Annotated in this window: 15 protein-coding genes and 1 pseudogene; 13 read left to right on the forward strand and 3 right to left on the reverse strand. The window is 71.7% G+C overall.

Annotated features, from left to right (window positions below; genetic code table 11):
- The 8 genes and pseudogenes from CCL05_RS05640 to CCL05_RS05675 all read left to right on the forward strand — a co-directional run.
- Nucleotides 1–932: pseudogene (locus tag CCL05_RS05640) on the forward strand (hypothetical protein); the annotation flags it as partial.
- Nucleotides 933–1,068: 136 nt separating this feature from the next.
- A complete protein-coding gene (ald, locus tag CCL05_RS05645; protein ID WP_086559362.1) occupies nucleotides 1,069–2,193 on the forward strand; it encodes an alanine dehydrogenase in 1,125 nt (374 codons plus the stop codon).
- Nucleotides 2,194–2,606: 413 nt separating this feature from the next.
- Nucleotides 2,607–3,734: a ParA family protein gene (locus CCL05_RS05650; RefSeq protein WP_086559363.1), complete on the forward strand. Its 1,128-nt coding sequence runs from the start codon at nucleotides 2,607–2,609 to the stop codon at nucleotides 3,732–3,734.
- Nucleotides 3,719–4,306: a hypothetical protein gene (locus CCL05_RS05655; RefSeq protein WP_086559364.1), complete on the forward strand. Its 588-nt coding sequence runs from the start codon at nucleotides 3,719–3,721 to the stop codon at nucleotides 4,304–4,306. The genes CCL05_RS05650 and CCL05_RS05655 overlap by 16 nt, the downstream gene beginning before the upstream one ends.
- 90 nt (nucleotides 4,307–4,396) lie before the next feature.
- A complete protein-coding gene (locus CCL05_RS05660; RefSeq protein WP_425275893.1) occupies nucleotides 4,397–5,656 on the forward strand; it encodes a segregation and condensation protein A in 1,260 nt (419 codons plus the stop codon).
- Nucleotides 5,653–6,339 carry an SMC-Scp complex subunit ScpB gene (gene scpB, locus CCL05_RS05665; protein WP_086559366.1) on the forward strand — a complete coding sequence of 229 codons (687 nt, stop codon included), beginning with the start codon at nucleotides 5,653–5,655 and terminating at the stop codon, nucleotides 6,337–6,339. Before CCL05_RS05660 ends, scpB begins: the two co-directional genes overlap by 4 nt.
- Complete coding sequence (locus CCL05_RS05670; RefSeq protein WP_086559367.1) at nucleotides 6,339–7,400, forward strand: pseudouridine synthase; 1,062 nt, start codon at nucleotides 6,339–6,341, stop codon at nucleotides 7,398–7,400. The genes scpB and CCL05_RS05670 overlap by 1 nt, the downstream gene beginning before the upstream one ends.
- A gap of 71 nt (nucleotides 7,401–7,471) precedes the next feature.
- The gene (locus CCL05_RS05675; protein WP_086559368.1) at nucleotides 7,472–8,491 is read left to right on the forward strand and encodes an ADP-ribosylglycohydrolase family protein; all 1,020 of its coding nucleotides are present in this window, start codon (nucleotides 7,472–7,474) and stop codon (nucleotides 8,489–8,491) included.
- Nucleotides 8,492–8,545: 54 nt separating this feature from the next.
- On the opposite strand, the gene CCL05_RS05680 is transcribed toward CCL05_RS05675, so the two are convergent.
- Nucleotides 8,546–8,986: a Rieske (2Fe-2S) protein gene (locus tag CCL05_RS05680; protein ID WP_086559369.1), complete on the reverse strand. Its 441-nt coding sequence runs from the start codon at nucleotides 8,984–8,986 to the stop codon at nucleotides 8,546–8,548.
- Between the two features lie 188 nt (nucleotides 8,987–9,174).
- On the opposite strand from CCL05_RS05680, the gene aroH reads away from it, so the two are divergent.
- From aroH to der, 5 genes are all read left to right on the forward strand, one after another.
- Nucleotides 9,175–9,537 (forward strand): chorismate mutase, encoded by a 363-nt coding sequence (aroH, locus tag CCL05_RS05685; RefSeq protein WP_086559370.1) that lies wholly within the window; start codon nucleotides 9,175–9,177, stop codon nucleotides 9,535–9,537.
- Nucleotides 9,534–10,619 carry a prephenate dehydrogenase gene (locus CCL05_RS05690; protein WP_086559371.1) on the forward strand — a complete coding sequence of 362 codons (1,086 nt, stop codon included), beginning with the start codon at nucleotides 9,534–9,536 and terminating at the stop codon, nucleotides 10,617–10,619. The genes aroH and CCL05_RS05690 overlap by 4 nt, the downstream gene beginning before the upstream one ends.
- A 135-nt stretch (nucleotides 10,620–10,754) precedes the next feature.
- Complete coding sequence (cmk, locus tag CCL05_RS05695; RefSeq protein ID WP_425275892.1) at nucleotides 10,755–11,417, forward strand: (d)CMP kinase; 663 nt, start codon at nucleotides 10,755–10,757, stop codon at nucleotides 11,415–11,417.
- The gene (locus tag CCL05_RS05700; protein WP_086559373.1) at nucleotides 11,414–12,064 is read left to right on the forward strand and encodes a lysophospholipid acyltransferase family protein; all 651 of its coding nucleotides are present in this window, start codon (nucleotides 11,414–11,416) and stop codon (nucleotides 12,062–12,064) included. The genes cmk and CCL05_RS05700 overlap by 4 nt, the downstream gene beginning before the upstream one ends.
- Before the next feature lie 79 nt (nucleotides 12,065–12,143).
- The gene (der, locus tag CCL05_RS05705; RefSeq protein ID WP_086559394.1) at nucleotides 12,144–13,637 is read left to right on the forward strand and encodes a ribosome biogenesis GTPase Der; all 1,494 of its coding nucleotides are present in this window, start codon (nucleotides 12,144–12,146) and stop codon (nucleotides 13,635–13,637) included.
- Between the two features lie 71 nt (nucleotides 13,638–13,708).
- Here the strand turns inward: der and CCL05_RS05710 are convergent, their stop codons facing one another.
- Nucleotides 13,709–14,095, reverse strand: a complete 387-nt coding sequence (locus CCL05_RS05710) for a hypothetical protein (protein WP_086559374.1) — start codon at nucleotides 14,093–14,095, stop codon at nucleotides 13,709–13,711.
- Between the two features lie 85 nt (nucleotides 14,096–14,180).
- Nucleotides 14,181–14,963 carry a hypothetical protein gene (locus tag CCL05_RS05715; protein ID WP_086559375.1) on the reverse strand — a complete coding sequence of 261 codons (783 nt, stop codon included), beginning with the start codon at nucleotides 14,961–14,963 and terminating at the stop codon, nucleotides 14,181–14,183.
- Between the last annotated feature and the right edge of the window lie 205 nt (nucleotides 14,964–15,168).

A 15,168-nucleotide genomic window follows, 5' to 3' on the forward strand; every position in this document is an offset into this window, starting at 1 on the left:
CGCCCCGGCCGGACTGGTCGACCCGCAGACCGCCTCCGCGCTCGTCGGCTGCTCGGTCGACAGCGCCCGCAGCACCCTCGACGACTTCGTCGCCCTCGGTTTCCTGCACGCGGTGGACTCGCCGCTGCCGCAGTACGAGGTGCCGGGCTGTCTGCACGACCGGCTCCGGCTCCTCGCCGAGCGCCAGGAGCGCCCGGCCGAGCTCCAGCTGGCCCGCGCCCGCATGCTGGAGCGGACGGTACGGCTGCTCCAGGCCTGCAGGGCGATCACCGAGACCGACAGCCCCCAGGCCCGCCAGAAGCTCCTCGACCTGNNGCTACCGGGCCGCGCTGGACGCCGGACGCGAGGTGAACGATCCGTATGCGACCGGCCGCGCGATGGAATCCGTAGGCGGTGCGCACCTGGAGCTCGGTGACTTCGACCGGGCCGCCGACTGGTTCGGCCGGGCCCTGGTCGAGCGGCTCGCCCGGGACGAGCGCGCCGAGGCCGCCCGGCTGTACGGGCGGATCGCCGCCGCGCACACCTGCGCCGGCCGCTACGGCGAGGCCCTGCGGAACTGGCGCGCGGCGATCGCCGGGCACCGCAAGAACGGTGACCTGGCCGCCCAGGCGCGGGCGCTGAGCGAGTTGGCGCGGGTCCAGGGGTACGCGGGCCGGCCCGAGGAGTCGCTGCGCACCTGCCGGGAGGCCGTGGAATGGGCGCGGCGGGCCGGGGACACGCGGTTGCAGGCGGCGCTGCATCTGCGGGTCGCCGACACCCTCGAGCACCTCGGCGACCCCGCGTCGGCCCGGCTGCACCAGGGCGCCGCCGAGCGGATTCTCGGGGAGTACGAGGAGGACGACGAGGAGCCCGTGACGGCCTCCGACGGCGACTCACACCGGAAACCGGAGCCTCACGCCTGCGAAATCCGTGGCACATCCGCTGAAGATTGATGTAATGAAAGGCTAGACAGCGGGAACACCTTCATTAGACTGGCTCTGCCGCACGTTCTCCTGCGGTCTCTCCCGGTGTGCCCGTGCGCGCCCGGGTATGTCTAGTAATGCGCCCATACCCTCTGAGTCAAGGACCGTGATCGACGTGAAGGTCGGCATCCCCCGCGAGGTCAAGAACAACGAGTTCCGGGTGGCCATCACCCCCGCCGGCGTGCACGAGCTGGTGCGTCATGGCCACCAGGTCGTCATCGAGCGCGGCGCCGGCGTCGGCTCCTCGATCACGGACGAGGAGTACGTCGCCGCCGGCGCGCGGATCCTGGACACCGCCGACGAGGTCTGGGCCTCCGCCGACCTGCTGCTGAAGGTCAAGGAGCCCATCGCCGAGGAGTACCACCGCCTCCGCAAGGACCAGACGCTCTTCACCTACCTGCACCTGGCCGCCTCCAAGGAGTGCACGGACGCCCTGCTGGAGTCCGGCACCACGGCGATCGCCTACGAGACGGTCGAGCTGCCCGGCCGCGCGCTGCCGCTGCTCGCCCCGATGTCCGAGGTCGCGGGCCGGCTGGCCCCGCAGGTCGGCGCCTACCACCTGATGCGGGCCAACGGCGGCCGCGGCGTGCTGCCCGGCGGCGTCCCCGGCGTCCTGGCCGGGCGGGCCGTCGTCATCGGCGGCGGCGTCTCCGGCTGGCAGGCGGCGCAGATCGCCATCGGCCTGGGCTTCCACGTGACCCTGCTCGACAAGGACGTCAACAAGCTCCGCGAGGCCGACAAGGTCTTCGGCACGAAGATCCAGACCGTCGTCTCCAACGCCCTGGAGCTGGAGAAGGCCTGCCTGGAGGCCGACCTCGTCATCGGCGCGGTGCTGGTCCCCGGCGCCAAGGCCCCGAAGCTGGTCACCAACGAGCTCGTCTCGCGGATGAAGCCCGGAAGTGTCCTTGTCGACATCGCGATCGACCAGGGCGGCTGCTTCGAGGACTCCCGCCCGACCACCCACGCCGAGCCGACCTTCCGGGTCCACAACTCGGTCTTCTACTGCGTCGCCAACATGCCCGGCGCGGTGCCGAACACCTCCACCTACGCGCTGACCAACGCCACGCTGCCCTACATCGTGGAACTCGCCGACCACGGCTGGGCGGAGGCGCTGCGCCGCGACCCGGCGCTCGCCAAGGGGCTCAACACCCATGACGGCAAGGTCGTTTACAAGGAGGTCGCCGAGGCGCATGACGTGGAGCACGTCGAGCTGTCCTCGCTGCTCGGCTGAGCCCCGCGGGCCGCAGAGTCGACCAAGTCACCAACACGTAAAGGCGATACGTCAACACAGGTCGTCAACGGCGCGCACCCGGCCGGACCTTGCCCGACAAGGTCCGGCCGGATGTGTGTATGGTCACTTCGCGATTCTCGGGCAACTCGCCTCGAACGTAACCCTTCAACCGATTCGCACACCGGTGAAACCTGCCGTGCGACGGCCGTACGCCCTTGACAGCGGGATGTTTCATTGCCGACACATCGGGCCGGGTCCGGCGGATTGTGTTGCTGCGGACGCCCGACACGCCATAGAGTCGCCAACCGTCGGCATGGTGCCACGCTGACCTGTCTAGAAGTTTCCTGGTCACCAAGGAGGTAAGACGACTTGTGAATGAGTCGACATTTACTCCCGGGGGTGGTCAACCAGGAATGCCTGCACGGGACCAGGGTCCCGCGGGGTTCGCTGCTGTCGGCTCCGTCGCTGTGCGCACCTTCGCAGCCCACCAGAGTCAGCAGGCGACTCACACAGCACACCAGAAGATGGATGGCCATCACGTGAACGCCATGGCCGGCGACGGAAGTGGCGCGCCCCACAACCACTTCGCCGACTACGACGAACTGCCCGAGGGGCACTTCTACGACCCCGACGCGGAGTACGAGCCCGACCCCGAGTACGCGGCCACTCTCGCGCCCGACGCGGCCAGACAGCGCCGGGAGCGCATCGGCCCGACCGGGCGCCCGCTGCCGTACTTCCCGATCCCGGGCCCGCTGACCGACCACGGACCCGCGAAGATCATCGCGATGTGCAACCAGAAGGGCGGCGTCGGCAAGACCACGTCGACCATCAACCTGGGTGCCGCGCTCGCGGAGTACGGACGCCGGGTCCTGCTCGTGGACTTCGACCCGCAGGGCGCGCTGTCGGTCGGACTCGGCGTCAACCCGATGGAACTCGACCTCACCGTCTACAACCTGCTCATGGAGCGGGGGATGGCGGCCGACGAGGTGCTGCTGAAGACGGCGGTCCCCAACATGGACCTGCTGCCCAGCAACATCGACCTGTCGGCGGCCGAGGTCCAGCTCGTCTCCGAGGTCGCCCGCGAGTCGACCCTGCAGCGCGCCCTGAAGCCGCTGCTGGACGACTACGACTTCATCGTCATCGACTGCCAGCCCTCGCTCGGCCTGCTCACGGTCAACGCCCTGACGGCCGCGCACAAGGTGATCGTGCCGCTGGAGTGCGAGTTCTTCGCCCTCCGTGGTGTGGCCCTGCTGACGGAGACCATCGAGAAGGTCCAGGAGCGGCTCAACCCCGACCTGGAGCTCGACGGGATCCTCGCCACGATGTACGACTCGCGCACGGTGCACAGCCGTGAGGTGCTCGCGCGTGTCGTCGAGGCGTTCGACGATCACGTCTACCACACGGTCATCGGGCGCACGGTCCGCTTCCCGGAGACCACGGTCGCCGGTGAGCCGATCACCACGTACGCCTCCAACTCCGTCGGTGCCGCCGCCTACCGCCAGCTCGCCAGGGAGGTGCTCGCCCGGTGTCACGCCGAGTGAGTCTGCCGGGGGCCGACGAACTCTTCCGTACCACAGGGGGGATGGGGCTTCAGTCGTCCCAGCCCAGGCGTCAGGCCAACGGCGACGCCCGGGTGCCCGCTCCGGCGGGGGAGGGCGACGCGGTGGCGGCAGCGGCCACGGCCGCGGAGGACGCACCGCAGTCGGTGCCCGCGCAGGGCGGTGACGGCGAGGGCGCGGAGCATGTCGCGGCGGACGCGGAGCCGGCCGGGGCCGGGGAGTCCCGCAGCCGCTCCGGCTCCGCCCGTCGGCAGGCGGCGCAGGAAGGTTCTGCCGCGGGCGCGGCCGGTGCCGCCGCGGCGGCACCCCGCAAGCGCGGGCGGGCCGCCGCACGCCGTCCCAGCGGCCGTGAGCGGCACGACGAGAAGATCACGGTCTACGTGTCGGCCGAGGAGCTCATGGACCTGGAGCACGCCCGTCTCGTGCTCCGCGGCGAGCACGGCCTGGCCGTCGACCGAGGCCGTATCGTCCGCGAGGCGGTCGCCGTGGTCCTCGCCGACCTGGAGACCCGCGGGGACGCCAGCATCCTCGTACGACGGCTGCGCGGGCGGTAGCGGTAGCCTGCGGGGGCCATGACCTCGAACGCCTCCCCACCACCGCCCAGCGGCCCGTCCGGGCGTCGGCGTGCGCTGGGCCGGGGGCCGATGGCTCCGCCGGTCGAGCCGGTGGACGTGGACGCGGTCGAGCCCGGTGAGGTGCTTGCGGGTACCGGCGAGTCGGGCGTGACGCCCGGGTTGGCTGTCGAGGAGTCGCCGGACCTTGTGGAGCGGCGGGTCCCTGCCGAGCCGGGGACGGCGGCCGGGGAGGGCCGTGAGGGCGTTTCCCCGGAGGCGGGCGACGTGTCCGGGCCCGGGCCCGAGGCCGGTCATCCGGCGACGGGGCGTGAGCATCCGGCGCCGGGGCCGGTGGCTGCGGCTGAGACCGCCTCTACGGTCGCCGAGCCCGGCGAGACCGGGTCCCGGCACGAGGTGCTTGCTTATGCCCCAGCGGCCGGTGCCGGCGCCCAGGCTGTTCCTCCACGGGCCCCGGCCGAGGCCGGGTCGGCCCCCGGGGTGGGGAGCGCCGCCCAGCCGCCGGCCGACGGTGCCGACGACGACGGGGTCTTCAAGGTCCGGCTCGCCAACTTCGAGGGGCCCTTCGATCTGCTGCTCCAGCTGATCTCCCGGCACAAGCTGGACGTCACCGAGGTCGCGCTGTCGAAGGTGACCGACGAGTTCATGGCGTACATCCGGGCGATGGGCCCGGACTGGGACCTGGACGAGACGACCGAGTTCCTCGTCGTCGCGGCCACGCTGCTCGATCTGAAGGCGGCACGGCTGCTGCCCGCCGCCGAGGTGGAGGACGAGGCCGACCTCGCGCTGCTCGAAGCCCGGGACCTGCTGTTCGCCCGGCTGCTCCAGTACCGCGCGTACAAGCAGATCGCCGACATCTTCAGCGGGCGGCTCGACGACGAGGCCCGGCGCTATCCGCGTACCGTCGGCCTCGAAGCCCACCATGCCGAGCTGCTGCCCGAGGTGGTCATCAGCATCGGCGCGGAGGGGTTCGCCAAGCTCGCCGTGAAGGCGATGCAGCCCAAGCCCAAGCCGCAGGTGTACGTCGACCACATCCACGCCCCGCTGGTCAGCGTGCAGGAGCAGGCCGCGATCGTCGTCGCCCGGCTCCGGGAGCTCGGCGAGGCCGGCTTCCGGGAGCTCGTGGCGGACACCGACGACACACTGACCGTCGTGGCCCGGTTCCTGGCGCTGCTGGAGCTGTACCGGGAGAAGGCCGTCGCGCTGGAGCAGGAGACCGCGCTCGGCGAGCTGCTCGTGCGGTGGACCGGCGGGGACGGGGACGAGACACCGACCGTCACCGACGAGTTCGACCGGCCGCCCGAGCCGCCGAAGGAGGAGAAGAAGGCATGAGCCAGGAAGCCACCGAGGTCCCGGCCGGGCTGCGTGCCGTCGCCGGCCTCGACCTCAAGCCCGCTCTGGAGGCCGTCCTGATGGTCGTGGACGAGCCGGCGACCGAGGAGCACCTCGCGAAGATACTGGAGCGGCCCAAGCGCCAGATCGCGGACGCCCTGCGCGAGCTGGCCGACGAGTACACCGTCCAGGGCCGCGGTTTCGAACTGCGGTTCGTGGCGGGCGGCTGGCGGTTCTACACCCGCGCCGAGTACGCCCCGGCCGTCGAGCGTTTCGTGCTGGACGGCCAGCAGGCCCGCCTCACCCAGGCCGCCCTGGAGACCCTGGCCGTCGTCGCCTACCGGCAGCCGGTCAGCCGCAGCCGGGTCTCCGCCGTACGCGGAGTCAACTGCGACGGCGTCATGCGCACCCTCCTCCAGCGCGGTCTGATCGAGGAGGCGGGCACGGAACCCGAAACAGGTGCGATCCTGTACACGACGACGAACTACTTTCTGGAGCGGATGGGCCTGCGCGGTCTGGACGAGCTCCCGGAACTCGCGCCCTTCCTCCCGGAGGCGGAGGCGATCGAGGCCGAGACCCAGGAAGGCGTACCGTCGTTCGACCCGGACGCGCCTGATGACGACGTGCCGGGCCGCCCGGTCACCCCGGGTACCGACGACGAAGACGACCAGACGGAACTTTGATGCGAAGCAGCGGCAGCGGCAAGAGCGGCGGACGCGGTAACCACCGCGGCGCCGGTAACGACAGGGACCAGAAGCAGGGGCAGGGCCGCCCCCGCAAGCCCCGCCCCGAGGAGCGCCGCTACGACGTGGGCCCCGGAGCGACGAAGGAGGGACCCAAGTCCGGGCGCGGCGGTGCGGCGCGCGGCGGCGCCAAGGGCGGGCCCAAGCAGGCCCAGCAGCGCGGGCGTACGGCCCCGGCGCGCCCCCGCGAGTACGAGGCGCAGATCGAGGAGCGCAACCGCGACCGGTACGCCGGGAAGAAGGACGTCAAGCTGCCCAAGACCTTCCCGGGCGCCGAGCAGGAGGGCGAGCGGATCCAGAAGGTCCTCGCCCGCGCGGGCTTCGGCTCCCGGCGTGCCTGCGAGGAGCTGATCGAGCAGGCCCGGGTCGAGATCAACGGCGAGATCGTGCTGGAGCAGGGGCGGCGGGTCGACCCGGAGAAGGACGAGATCAAGGTCGACGGGCTGACCGTCGCCACGCAGGCCTACCAGTTCTTCGCCCTGAACAAGCCCGCCGGGGTCGTCTCCACCATGGAGGACCCGGAGGGCCGGCAGTGCCTCGGTGACTACGTCACCAACCGCGAGACCCGGCTCTTCCACGTCGGCCGGCTCGACACCGAGACCGAGGGTGTCATCCTGCTCACCAACCACGGCGAGCTGGCCCACAGGCTGACCCACCCCAAGTACGGCGTGAAGAAGACCTACCTCGCGCACATCGTGGGCCCGATCCCGCGCGACCTGGGCAAGCAGCTCAAGGACGGCATCCAGCTGGAGGACGGCTACGCGCGCGCGGACCACTTCCGGGTCGTCCAGCAGACCGGCAAGAACTACCTCGTCGAGGTCACCCTCCACGAGGGCCGCAAGCACATCGTGCGCCGGATGCTCGCGGAGGCCGGTTTCCCGGTCGACAAGCTGGTGCGCACCGCCTTCGGCCCGATCACCCTCGGCGACCAGAAGTCCGGCTGGCTGCGGCGGCTGTCCAACACGGAGGTGGGCATGCTGATGCAGGAAGTCGATCTCTAGGCTTAGGGGACACCCCGAGCGCCGTGAGTTCCCCGTGTCCTTCAGGGCGCGGGGACGGAAGGACTTCTGACATGACCACGCTCGTCTATAAGCAAGCCGCCACCGGAGCGCTCACCGGCCTCGCCCTGGGGGACGCGTTGGGGTATCCGACCGAGTTCAGCGACGTGCCGCGGATCGTCGCCAGGTTCGGTCCGTGGCGGCGGCTGGACCTGCCCGAGCCGGCGCTCGTCACCGACGACACGCAGATGACGCTGGCGCTCGGGCGGGGCATCAGGACGGCGATGGACCGGGGTGTGCTGGAGCCCGGGGGGATGGCCGACGCCGTACGGCAGGAGTTCATCGCCTGGAACCGCTCTCCGGAGAACAACCGCGCTCCCGGCAACACGTGTCTGCGGGCCTGCGCCCTGCTGGAGCATGCGGACCGCCCCTGGCAGGACGCCAGTCAGATCCACTCCAAGGGCTGCGGCGCCAACATGCGGGTCGCGCCCCTGGGCCTGGTCCCCGGCCTGAGCGACGAACAGCGCGCGGGCGCCGCCCAGTTGCAGTCCGCCCTCACCCACGGCCACCCCACCGCGCTCGCCGCGTCCGACCTCACCGCGCACGCCGTACGGCTGCTCGCGCAGGGCGCCGAGCCGGCCGGCCTGATCGGTCTGCTCCGCTCGTACGCCCTGGAGAACCGCAGCCACTACCACGAGCGCTGGCTCGGCGACCTGTGGCGCCGGGCCCAGGACCCGAGCCCCGAGCAGTTCATCGCGCGCGGCTGGGACGAGTGCCTGGCGATCCTCGACCGGCTCCAGCACGCCGTCGGTACGGTCTCGCCCGACGACGACCCGTGCCTGGCCACCGGCGACGGCTGGATCGCCGAGGAGGCCCTGGCGACCGGGCTGCTGTGCTTCCTGCTCTTCCCCGACGAGCCGCTCACGGCCCTGCGCCGCGCCGCCTGCACCGCCGGCGACTCGGACTCCATCGCCTGCCTGGCCGGTGCCTTCGCCGGCGCGCATCTGGGCGCGGAGGCCTGGCCGGGCGAGTGGGCCGACCGGATCGAGTACCGGAGCGACCTGCTGACCCTCGGCGCTCTCTGGGACGCGTGAGGGCAACTGTTCGCGACCGTCTCGTGCACCCGCCGGGACAGGAGCGCTCCACCCTCACGTCAGACGAACCGAGTTTCCCTCCACGGTGATCTGCTCGGCGGGCAGCGGCCGCGTCGCCGGGCCGTGGGCCACCGAGCCGTCGGCGACGTGGTACTTGCTGCCGTGACAGGGGCAGTTGATGGTGCCGTCGGAGACGGTCGTCACCGTGCAGCCCATGTGGGTGCAGATCGCGGAGAAGGCCTTGAACCGGCCCTGGTCGGGCTGGGTCACCACGACTTTCTCCTTCTCGAAGATCTTGCCGCCGCCGACGGGGATCTCGTCGGTGGAGGTCAGTTCCTTACCGGCCGGGGCGCTCGTCGTCTTCTGCCCGGTCGGTGAGCTCGTCGACGTGGAGCCGTTGCCGTCGCCGCCCCCGCCGCAGGCCGCGACGAGCGCCACCGCGCCCGTCGAGCCCGTCGCGAGGAGGACCGTGCGACGTGTGGTCTCGTAGGTCATGTCGTCACTCCGAAGGCGCCAAAAAGGGGTAAATCGGAATTCTCTGTATCTTCGCATCGAAAATACCCAAAGAATGGCAAGTCCGGCGTCTCATCGAATGGGCACCGCGCACCCCGGCCGCGCGGGCTGACTAGGCTTGACACACAGAGCGACACAGAGCGACACGCACGTCAGCAAGGAGCATCGCCGTGGCGGTACGAGCGGTCCGGGGCGCCGTCCAACTCGAACGGGACGAGGCCGGGCACATGGACGAGCAGGTCGGAGCCCTGCTCGCGGCCATCCTGGAGCGCAACGGCCTCACCGCCGACGACCTGATCAGCATCTGGTTCACGGCCACGCCCGACCTGCACAGCGATTTCCCTGCGGCAGCCGCCCGCAAGCTCGGCATCGTCGACGTCCCGCTGATCTGCGCCCAGGAACTGGACATCGAGGGCGCCATGCCGCGCGTCGTCCGCGTCCTCGCGCACATCGAGTCCGACAAGCCCCGTGCCGACATCGCGCACGTCTACCTCGGCGCCGCGGGCGCCCTGCGCAAGGACATCGCCCAGTGAGGACCGCACTCGTCATCGGTACCGGTCTCATCGGCACGTCCGCCGCCCTCGCCCTGTCCCAGCGGGGCGTCACCGTGCACCTCGCCGACCACGACCCGGAGCAGGCCCATACGGCCGCCGCACTGGGCGCAGGCACGGACGAGGCGCCGGACGGGCCCGTCGACGTCGCGATCGTCGCCGCCCCGCCCGCCCATGTGGCCGACGTGCTCGCCGACGCCATGCGCCGCGGTGTGGCACGCGGCTACCTCGACGTCGCCAGCGTCAAGGGCGGGCCGCGCCGCGAACTGGAGGCCCGGGGCCTCGACCTGACGGCGTACCTGGGCACACACCCCATGTCGGGCCGGGAGAAGTCCGGCCCGCTGGCCGCCACCGGCGATCTCTTCGAGGGCCGCCCCTGGGTGCTCACCCCGACCCGGGACACCGACACCGAGGTGCTGAACCTCGCCCTGGAGCTGGTCTCGCACTGCCGTGCCGTGCCGGTCGTGATGGACGCCGACGCCCACGACCGTGCCGTCGCCCTCGTCTCCCACATGCCCCACCTGGTCTCCAGCCTGGTCGCCGCGCGCCTGGAGCACGCCGAGGAGGCCGCCGTACGTCTGTGCGGACAGGGCATCCGGGACGTGACGCGGATCGCCGCCTCCGATCCGGGGATGTGGATCGACATCCTCTCCGCGAACCCCGGGCCGGTCGCCGACCTGCTCGGGGACGTCGCCGCCGACCTGGAGGAGACCGTGCGGGCCCTGCGCGCCCTGCAGTCCTCCGACGAGGACAAGCGCCGTGACGGCACCACCGGCATCGAGGACGTCCTGCGGCGCGGCAACGCCGGGCAGGTCAGGGTCCCCGGCAAGCACGGATCCGCTCCGCGGGTCTACGAGACCGTGGCCGTGCTCATCGACGACCAGCCCGGACAGCTGGCCCGGATCTTCGCGGACGCGGGCAGGGCCGGCGTCAACATCGAGGACGTGCGCATCGAGCACGCGACCGGGCAGCAGGCCGGCCTGGTGCAGCTGATGGTGGAGCCGAAGGCGGCAGCCGTACTGAGTGCCGCGCTGCGGGAGCGGGGCTGGGCGATCCGGCAGTAGGGCATGCTGGACGTGGCTGACCGACGCGCGGCCGGACGAGTGACCCGCACCCAGTAACCTTGTGCGGGGCCCTCGCGCCCTTCACCCCCGCCAGCCCGGTTCAGGAAGGTCCCCACAGTGGAAAGCGCCACGCCAGTGATTGTCGCCATCGACGGCCCCGCCGGCACGGGCAAGTCGAGCACCTCGAAGGCCGTGGCGGCACAGCTCGGGCTGAGCTACCTGGACACCGGCGCCCAGTACCGGGCGATCACCTGGTGGATGGTGAACAACGGCATCGACATCGACGACCCCGCCGCGATCGCCGCCGCGGCCGGCAAGCCGGAGATCGTCTCCGGCACCGACCCGCAGGCCCCCGCCATCTCCGTCGACGGCGTCGACGTGGCCGGGCCGATCCGCACCCAGGAGGTCTCCTCCAAGGTCAGCGCCGTCAGCGCGGTGCCCGAGGTGCGCGCCCGGATCACCGAGCTCCAGCGCTCGATCGCGGCCTCCGCGGCGAACGGCATCGTGGTCGAGGGCCGCGACATCGGCACGACCGTGCTGCCGGACGCCCACCTGAAGATCTTCCTCACCGCCTCCCCGGAGGCGCGTGCCGCCCGCCGCAGCGGTGAGCTGAAGGGCGCCGACGTGCACTCCACCCGGGAGGCCCTGATCAAGCGCGACGCGGCCGACTCCAGCCGCAAGACCTCGCCGCTCGCCAAGGCGGACGACGCGGTCGAGGTGGACACCACCGAGCTCACGCTGGCCCAGGTCATCGAGTGCGTCGTCACCCTCGTCGAGGAGAAGCGGGCCGGGAAGTGACCGACCAGCTGCCTTCTCCGCGGGCCGCCGACGTCGGGCGGCGCATCGGCGTCGGCCTGATGTACGGGCTGTGGAAGCCGCGCGTGCTCGGGGCCTGGCGGGTGCCCACGACCGGCCCGGTGATCTTCGCCGTCAACCACTCCCACAACATCGACGGCCCGATGGTCATGGGCGTGGCGCCCCGGCCGACGCACTTCCTGATCAAGAAGGAGGCGTTCATCGGCCCGCTCGACCCGTTCCTGACCGGCATCGGCCAGCTGAAGGTGGACCGCGACACCACCGACCGCACGGCGATCACCCGGGCGCTCGGCGTGCTGCAGAACGGCGGCGTGCTCGGCATCTTCCCGGAGGGCACCCGGGGCGAGGGCGACTTCGCCTCGCTGCGGGCCGGGCTCGCGTACTTCGCGGTGCGCAGCGGTGCCCCGATCGTGCCGGTCGCCGTGCTGGGAAGTTCCGACCGGCGGGGACGGTTGATAAAGGCGCTGCCTCCGCTGCGGTCCCGCGTCGACGTCGTCTTCGGGGAGCCCTTCGCGGCGGGCGACGGCAGCGGGCGGCGTACGCGCAAGGCGCTGGACGAGGCGACCGGGCGCATCCAGAAGCAGCTCGCCGCCCACCTGGAAAACGCCAGGCGCCTCACCGGGCGCTAGGCAACACTGAGTAGTGGATCAGCCGCAGGACAGCGGGTACTCCACCGACCACCACGATGAACGACGAGGTACGGACTTCATGAACGACCACACCCAGCCCGACGGCTCGGACGCCTACGAAGGCGCGCCCGAGCACGACCACGGGGCGCTCGGCGACGCCGAGTACGCGGAGTTCATGGAGCTCGCCGCGGAGGAGGGCTTCGACCTCGAGGACGTCGAGGGCGCGATCGAGGCGGCCGGGCACGGCCCGCTGCCCGTCCTCGCCGTGATCGGCCGCCCCAATGTCGGCAAGTCGACCCTGGTGAACCGCATCATCGGCCGCCGCGAGGCCGTCGTCGAGGACAAGCCCGGTGTCACCCGCGACCGTGTGACCTACGAGGCCGAGTGGGCGGGCCGCCGCTTCAAGGTCGTCGACACCGGCGGCTGGGAGCAGGACGTCCTCGGCATCGACGCCTCCGTCGCCGCCCAGGCCGAGTACGCCATCGACGCGGCCGACGCCGTCGTCTTCGTCGTCGACGCCAAGGTCGGCGCCACCGACACCGACGAGGCCGTCGTACGGCTGCTGCGCAAGGCCGGCAAGCCGGTCGTGCTGTGCGCCAACAAGGTGGACGGCCCGAGCGGCGAGGCCGACGCGGCCTTTCTGTGGTCCCTGGGCCTGGGGGAGCCGTACCCGGTCTCGGCGCTGCACGGCCGGGGCACCGGCGACATGCTCGACCAGGTCCTGGAGGTGCTGCCGGAGGCGCCGCGCGAGACGTTCGGCGGGGGCGGCATCGGCGGACCGCGCCGCATCGCCCTGATCGGCCGCCCGAACGTGGGCAAGTCCTCGCTGCTGAACAAGGTGGCGGGCGAGGAGCGCGTCGTCGTCAACGAGCTGGCGGGCACCACCCGGGACCCGGTCGACGAGCTGATCGAACTCGGCGGCGTCACCTGGAAGTTCGTCGACACGGCGGGCATCCGCAAGCGCGTCCACCTCCAGCAGGGCGCCGACTACTACGCCTCGCTGCGCACCGCCGCCGCTGTCGAGAAGGCGGAGGTCGCCGTCATCCTGATCGACGCCTCCGAGTCCATCTCGGTGCAGGACCAGCGGATCGTCACCATGGCCGTCGAGGCGGGCCGTGCGGTCGTCCTCGCCTTCAACAAGTGGGACACCCTCGACGAGGAGCGCCGCTACTACCTGGAGCGGGAGATCGAGACCGAGCTCGGCCAGGTGGCGTGGGCCCCGCGGGTCAACGTCTCGGCGCGCACCGGCCGCCACATGGAGAAACTGGTCCCGGCGATCGAGACGGCCCTGGCGGGCTGGGAGACCCGGGTCCCGACCGGCAGGCTGAACGCGTTCCTCGGTGAGCTGGTCGCCGCTCACCCCCACCCGATCCGGGGCGGCAAGCAGCCGCGCATCCTGTTCGGCACGCAGGCGGGCACCAAGCCGCCGCGGTTCGTGTTCTTCGCCTCCGGCTTCATCGAGGCGGGCTACCGGCGCTTCATCGAGCGCCGCCTGCGCGAGGAGTTCGGCTTCGAGGGGACGCCGATCCACATCTCGGTGCGGGTCCGCGAGAAGCGCGGCAGGAAGAAGTAGGACGAAGCAGGCGCGAAACAGCGGAAGGGCGGCCCCAGCCGGGGCCGCCCTTCCGCTGTACGGTGCTCGCTTCAGACGCCGCGCCGACCCGGCGGCAGTGCGGCCGGCACGTGGTGCATCCCGGTGCCGTGCGAGCCGATGGCCCCGACGCGCTGCCACTGCGGCTGCTGTCCGGTGGCATGGCGGGCGCTCTGGGCCCCCGCGCTGTAGGCGCTGTACGAGTTGCTGTGCGAACCGCCGTACGAGCCTGTGCTGTGCGGGAGGTTCCCGAAGGCGGTGAAGCCGAGTTTCTCCTCGCCGCTGCGGTCGCCGGGAAGTGCGCGGAAGGACTTGACGTACTCGGCGTAGAGCGCGTCGTAGATCGGCGTGGCCGATGGGCCGCCCTGGGAGTCCTGGGCCGATCGTGCGGAGGGGATCGACGAGTAGGACTGGCGGCGGGGAACGTCGTATGCGTGCACGTATGTCCAAACGACCCCGCGGGTCGGGGGATGCGGCCCCGGTACGGCTTTCGCGTGGATGCGGTCTGTCCGGGTGACGCGCCGCTCAGGTGCCGGCCAGCGGCAGCGCGGCGCCGACGAGCTTTCCGGTCGCCGCCGCCTTGTCCAGCGCGTCCCGCATCAGGTCCTCGCGCGGCTGCCGGCCGATCGAGCCGACCGGCGCGGCGAACATCAGCACCTGCTGGTGCTTGTTGGCGGCCGCGCGCCAGCCCTCGGTGACCTGGAGCGGCTGGTGGGCCTGCCACCAGGCCACCGGCTGGCCGCCGTTGCTGCCGGGCTGGAGCACCGCGTGCAGCCGGCCCACGGCGAGCAGCACCGACCAGCCGTGCAGCACGGGCGGTACGGCGGACAGCTCGGTCAGCGGCATGAAGCCCTGCTCGATCAGCAGCGGCAGGAAGTCGTCGCCGGAGCCCGTGGTGCCCGGCCGGGCGATGGGCGCGGTCGGCTCCACCACCAGGGCCGGGTGCAGCTCCCCGGCGATCAGCACGAGTCCGCTGGTCACGCCGAGCACCGCCTGCTCGGGCACCACCGTGTCGGGCTCCAGGTCGACGGTGTCGCCGGTGATGGACTTCACGGCGCCCCGGAGCTGTTCCTCGGTGACCTGGACGACCTGCGAGGGCAGACAGCCGGCGTGGGCGAAGGCGAGGACGGCGGTCTCGTCCCCGATGAACAGGACGGTGCTGGTGCGCTCCTGCTCGGAGTCGCCCGGAGTGCGGCAGGACGTGCAGTCGTAACTGCCCGGGGCGGTCTGTCCGGCGAGCAGGCGGTCGGCTTCTTCGTCGCCGATCTCGGCGCGTACCTCGTCGCTGACGTCGAGCATGCGCGGCACGGGTGGCTCCCTCGGGGATGCGGTGCGTGGCAGGACCGGGTGGCTCCCGGCCCGTGGTCCGGGTGGGCCCCGGCTCATGAAGATGACAACGGGCGATCTGTGGCGGGAGTCACGCCCCAGGGCGAACGGAATCGAACCATCCAGCGCACAGGGTCACGCTCGGCACGGATTCGCGCACTCACCGTCAAGTCACGGGACTGTAAAG

It is taken from the genome of Streptomyces africanus (genome assembly GCF_002150735.1).
In the GTDB taxonomy this organism is placed as follows: domain Bacteria; phylum Actinomycetota; class Actinomycetes; order Streptomycetales; family Streptomycetaceae; genus Streptomyces; species Streptomyces africanus.

Coding starts and splice junctions, on each gene's coding strand:
- CCL05_RS05650 (WP_086559363.1), top strand. CDS start 2,607: ATGCCTGCACGGGACCAGGGTCCCGCGGGGTTCGCTGCTGTCGGCTCC.
- CCL05_RS05660 (WP_425275893.1), top strand. CDS start 4,397: ATGGCTCCGCCGGTCGAGCCGGTGGACGTGGACGCGGTCGAGCCCGGT.
- scpB (WP_086559366.1), top strand. CDS start 5,653: ATGAGCCAGGAAGCCACCGAGGTCCCGGCCGGGCTGCGTGCCGTCGCC.
- CCL05_RS05670 (WP_086559367.1), top strand. CDS start 6,339: ATGCGAAGCAGCGGCAGCGGCAAGAGCGGCGGACGCGGTAACCACCGC.
- CCL05_RS05675 (WP_086559368.1), top strand. CDS start 7,472: ATGACCACGCTCGTCTATAAGCAAGCCGCCACCGGAGCGCTCACCGGC.
- CCL05_RS05680 (WP_086559369.1), bottom strand. CDS start 8,986: ATGACCTACGAGACCACACGTCGCACGGTCCTCCTCGCGACGGGCTCG.
- der (WP_086559394.1), top strand. CDS start 12,144: ATGAACGACCACACCCAGCCCGACGGCTCGGACGCCTACGAAGGCGCG.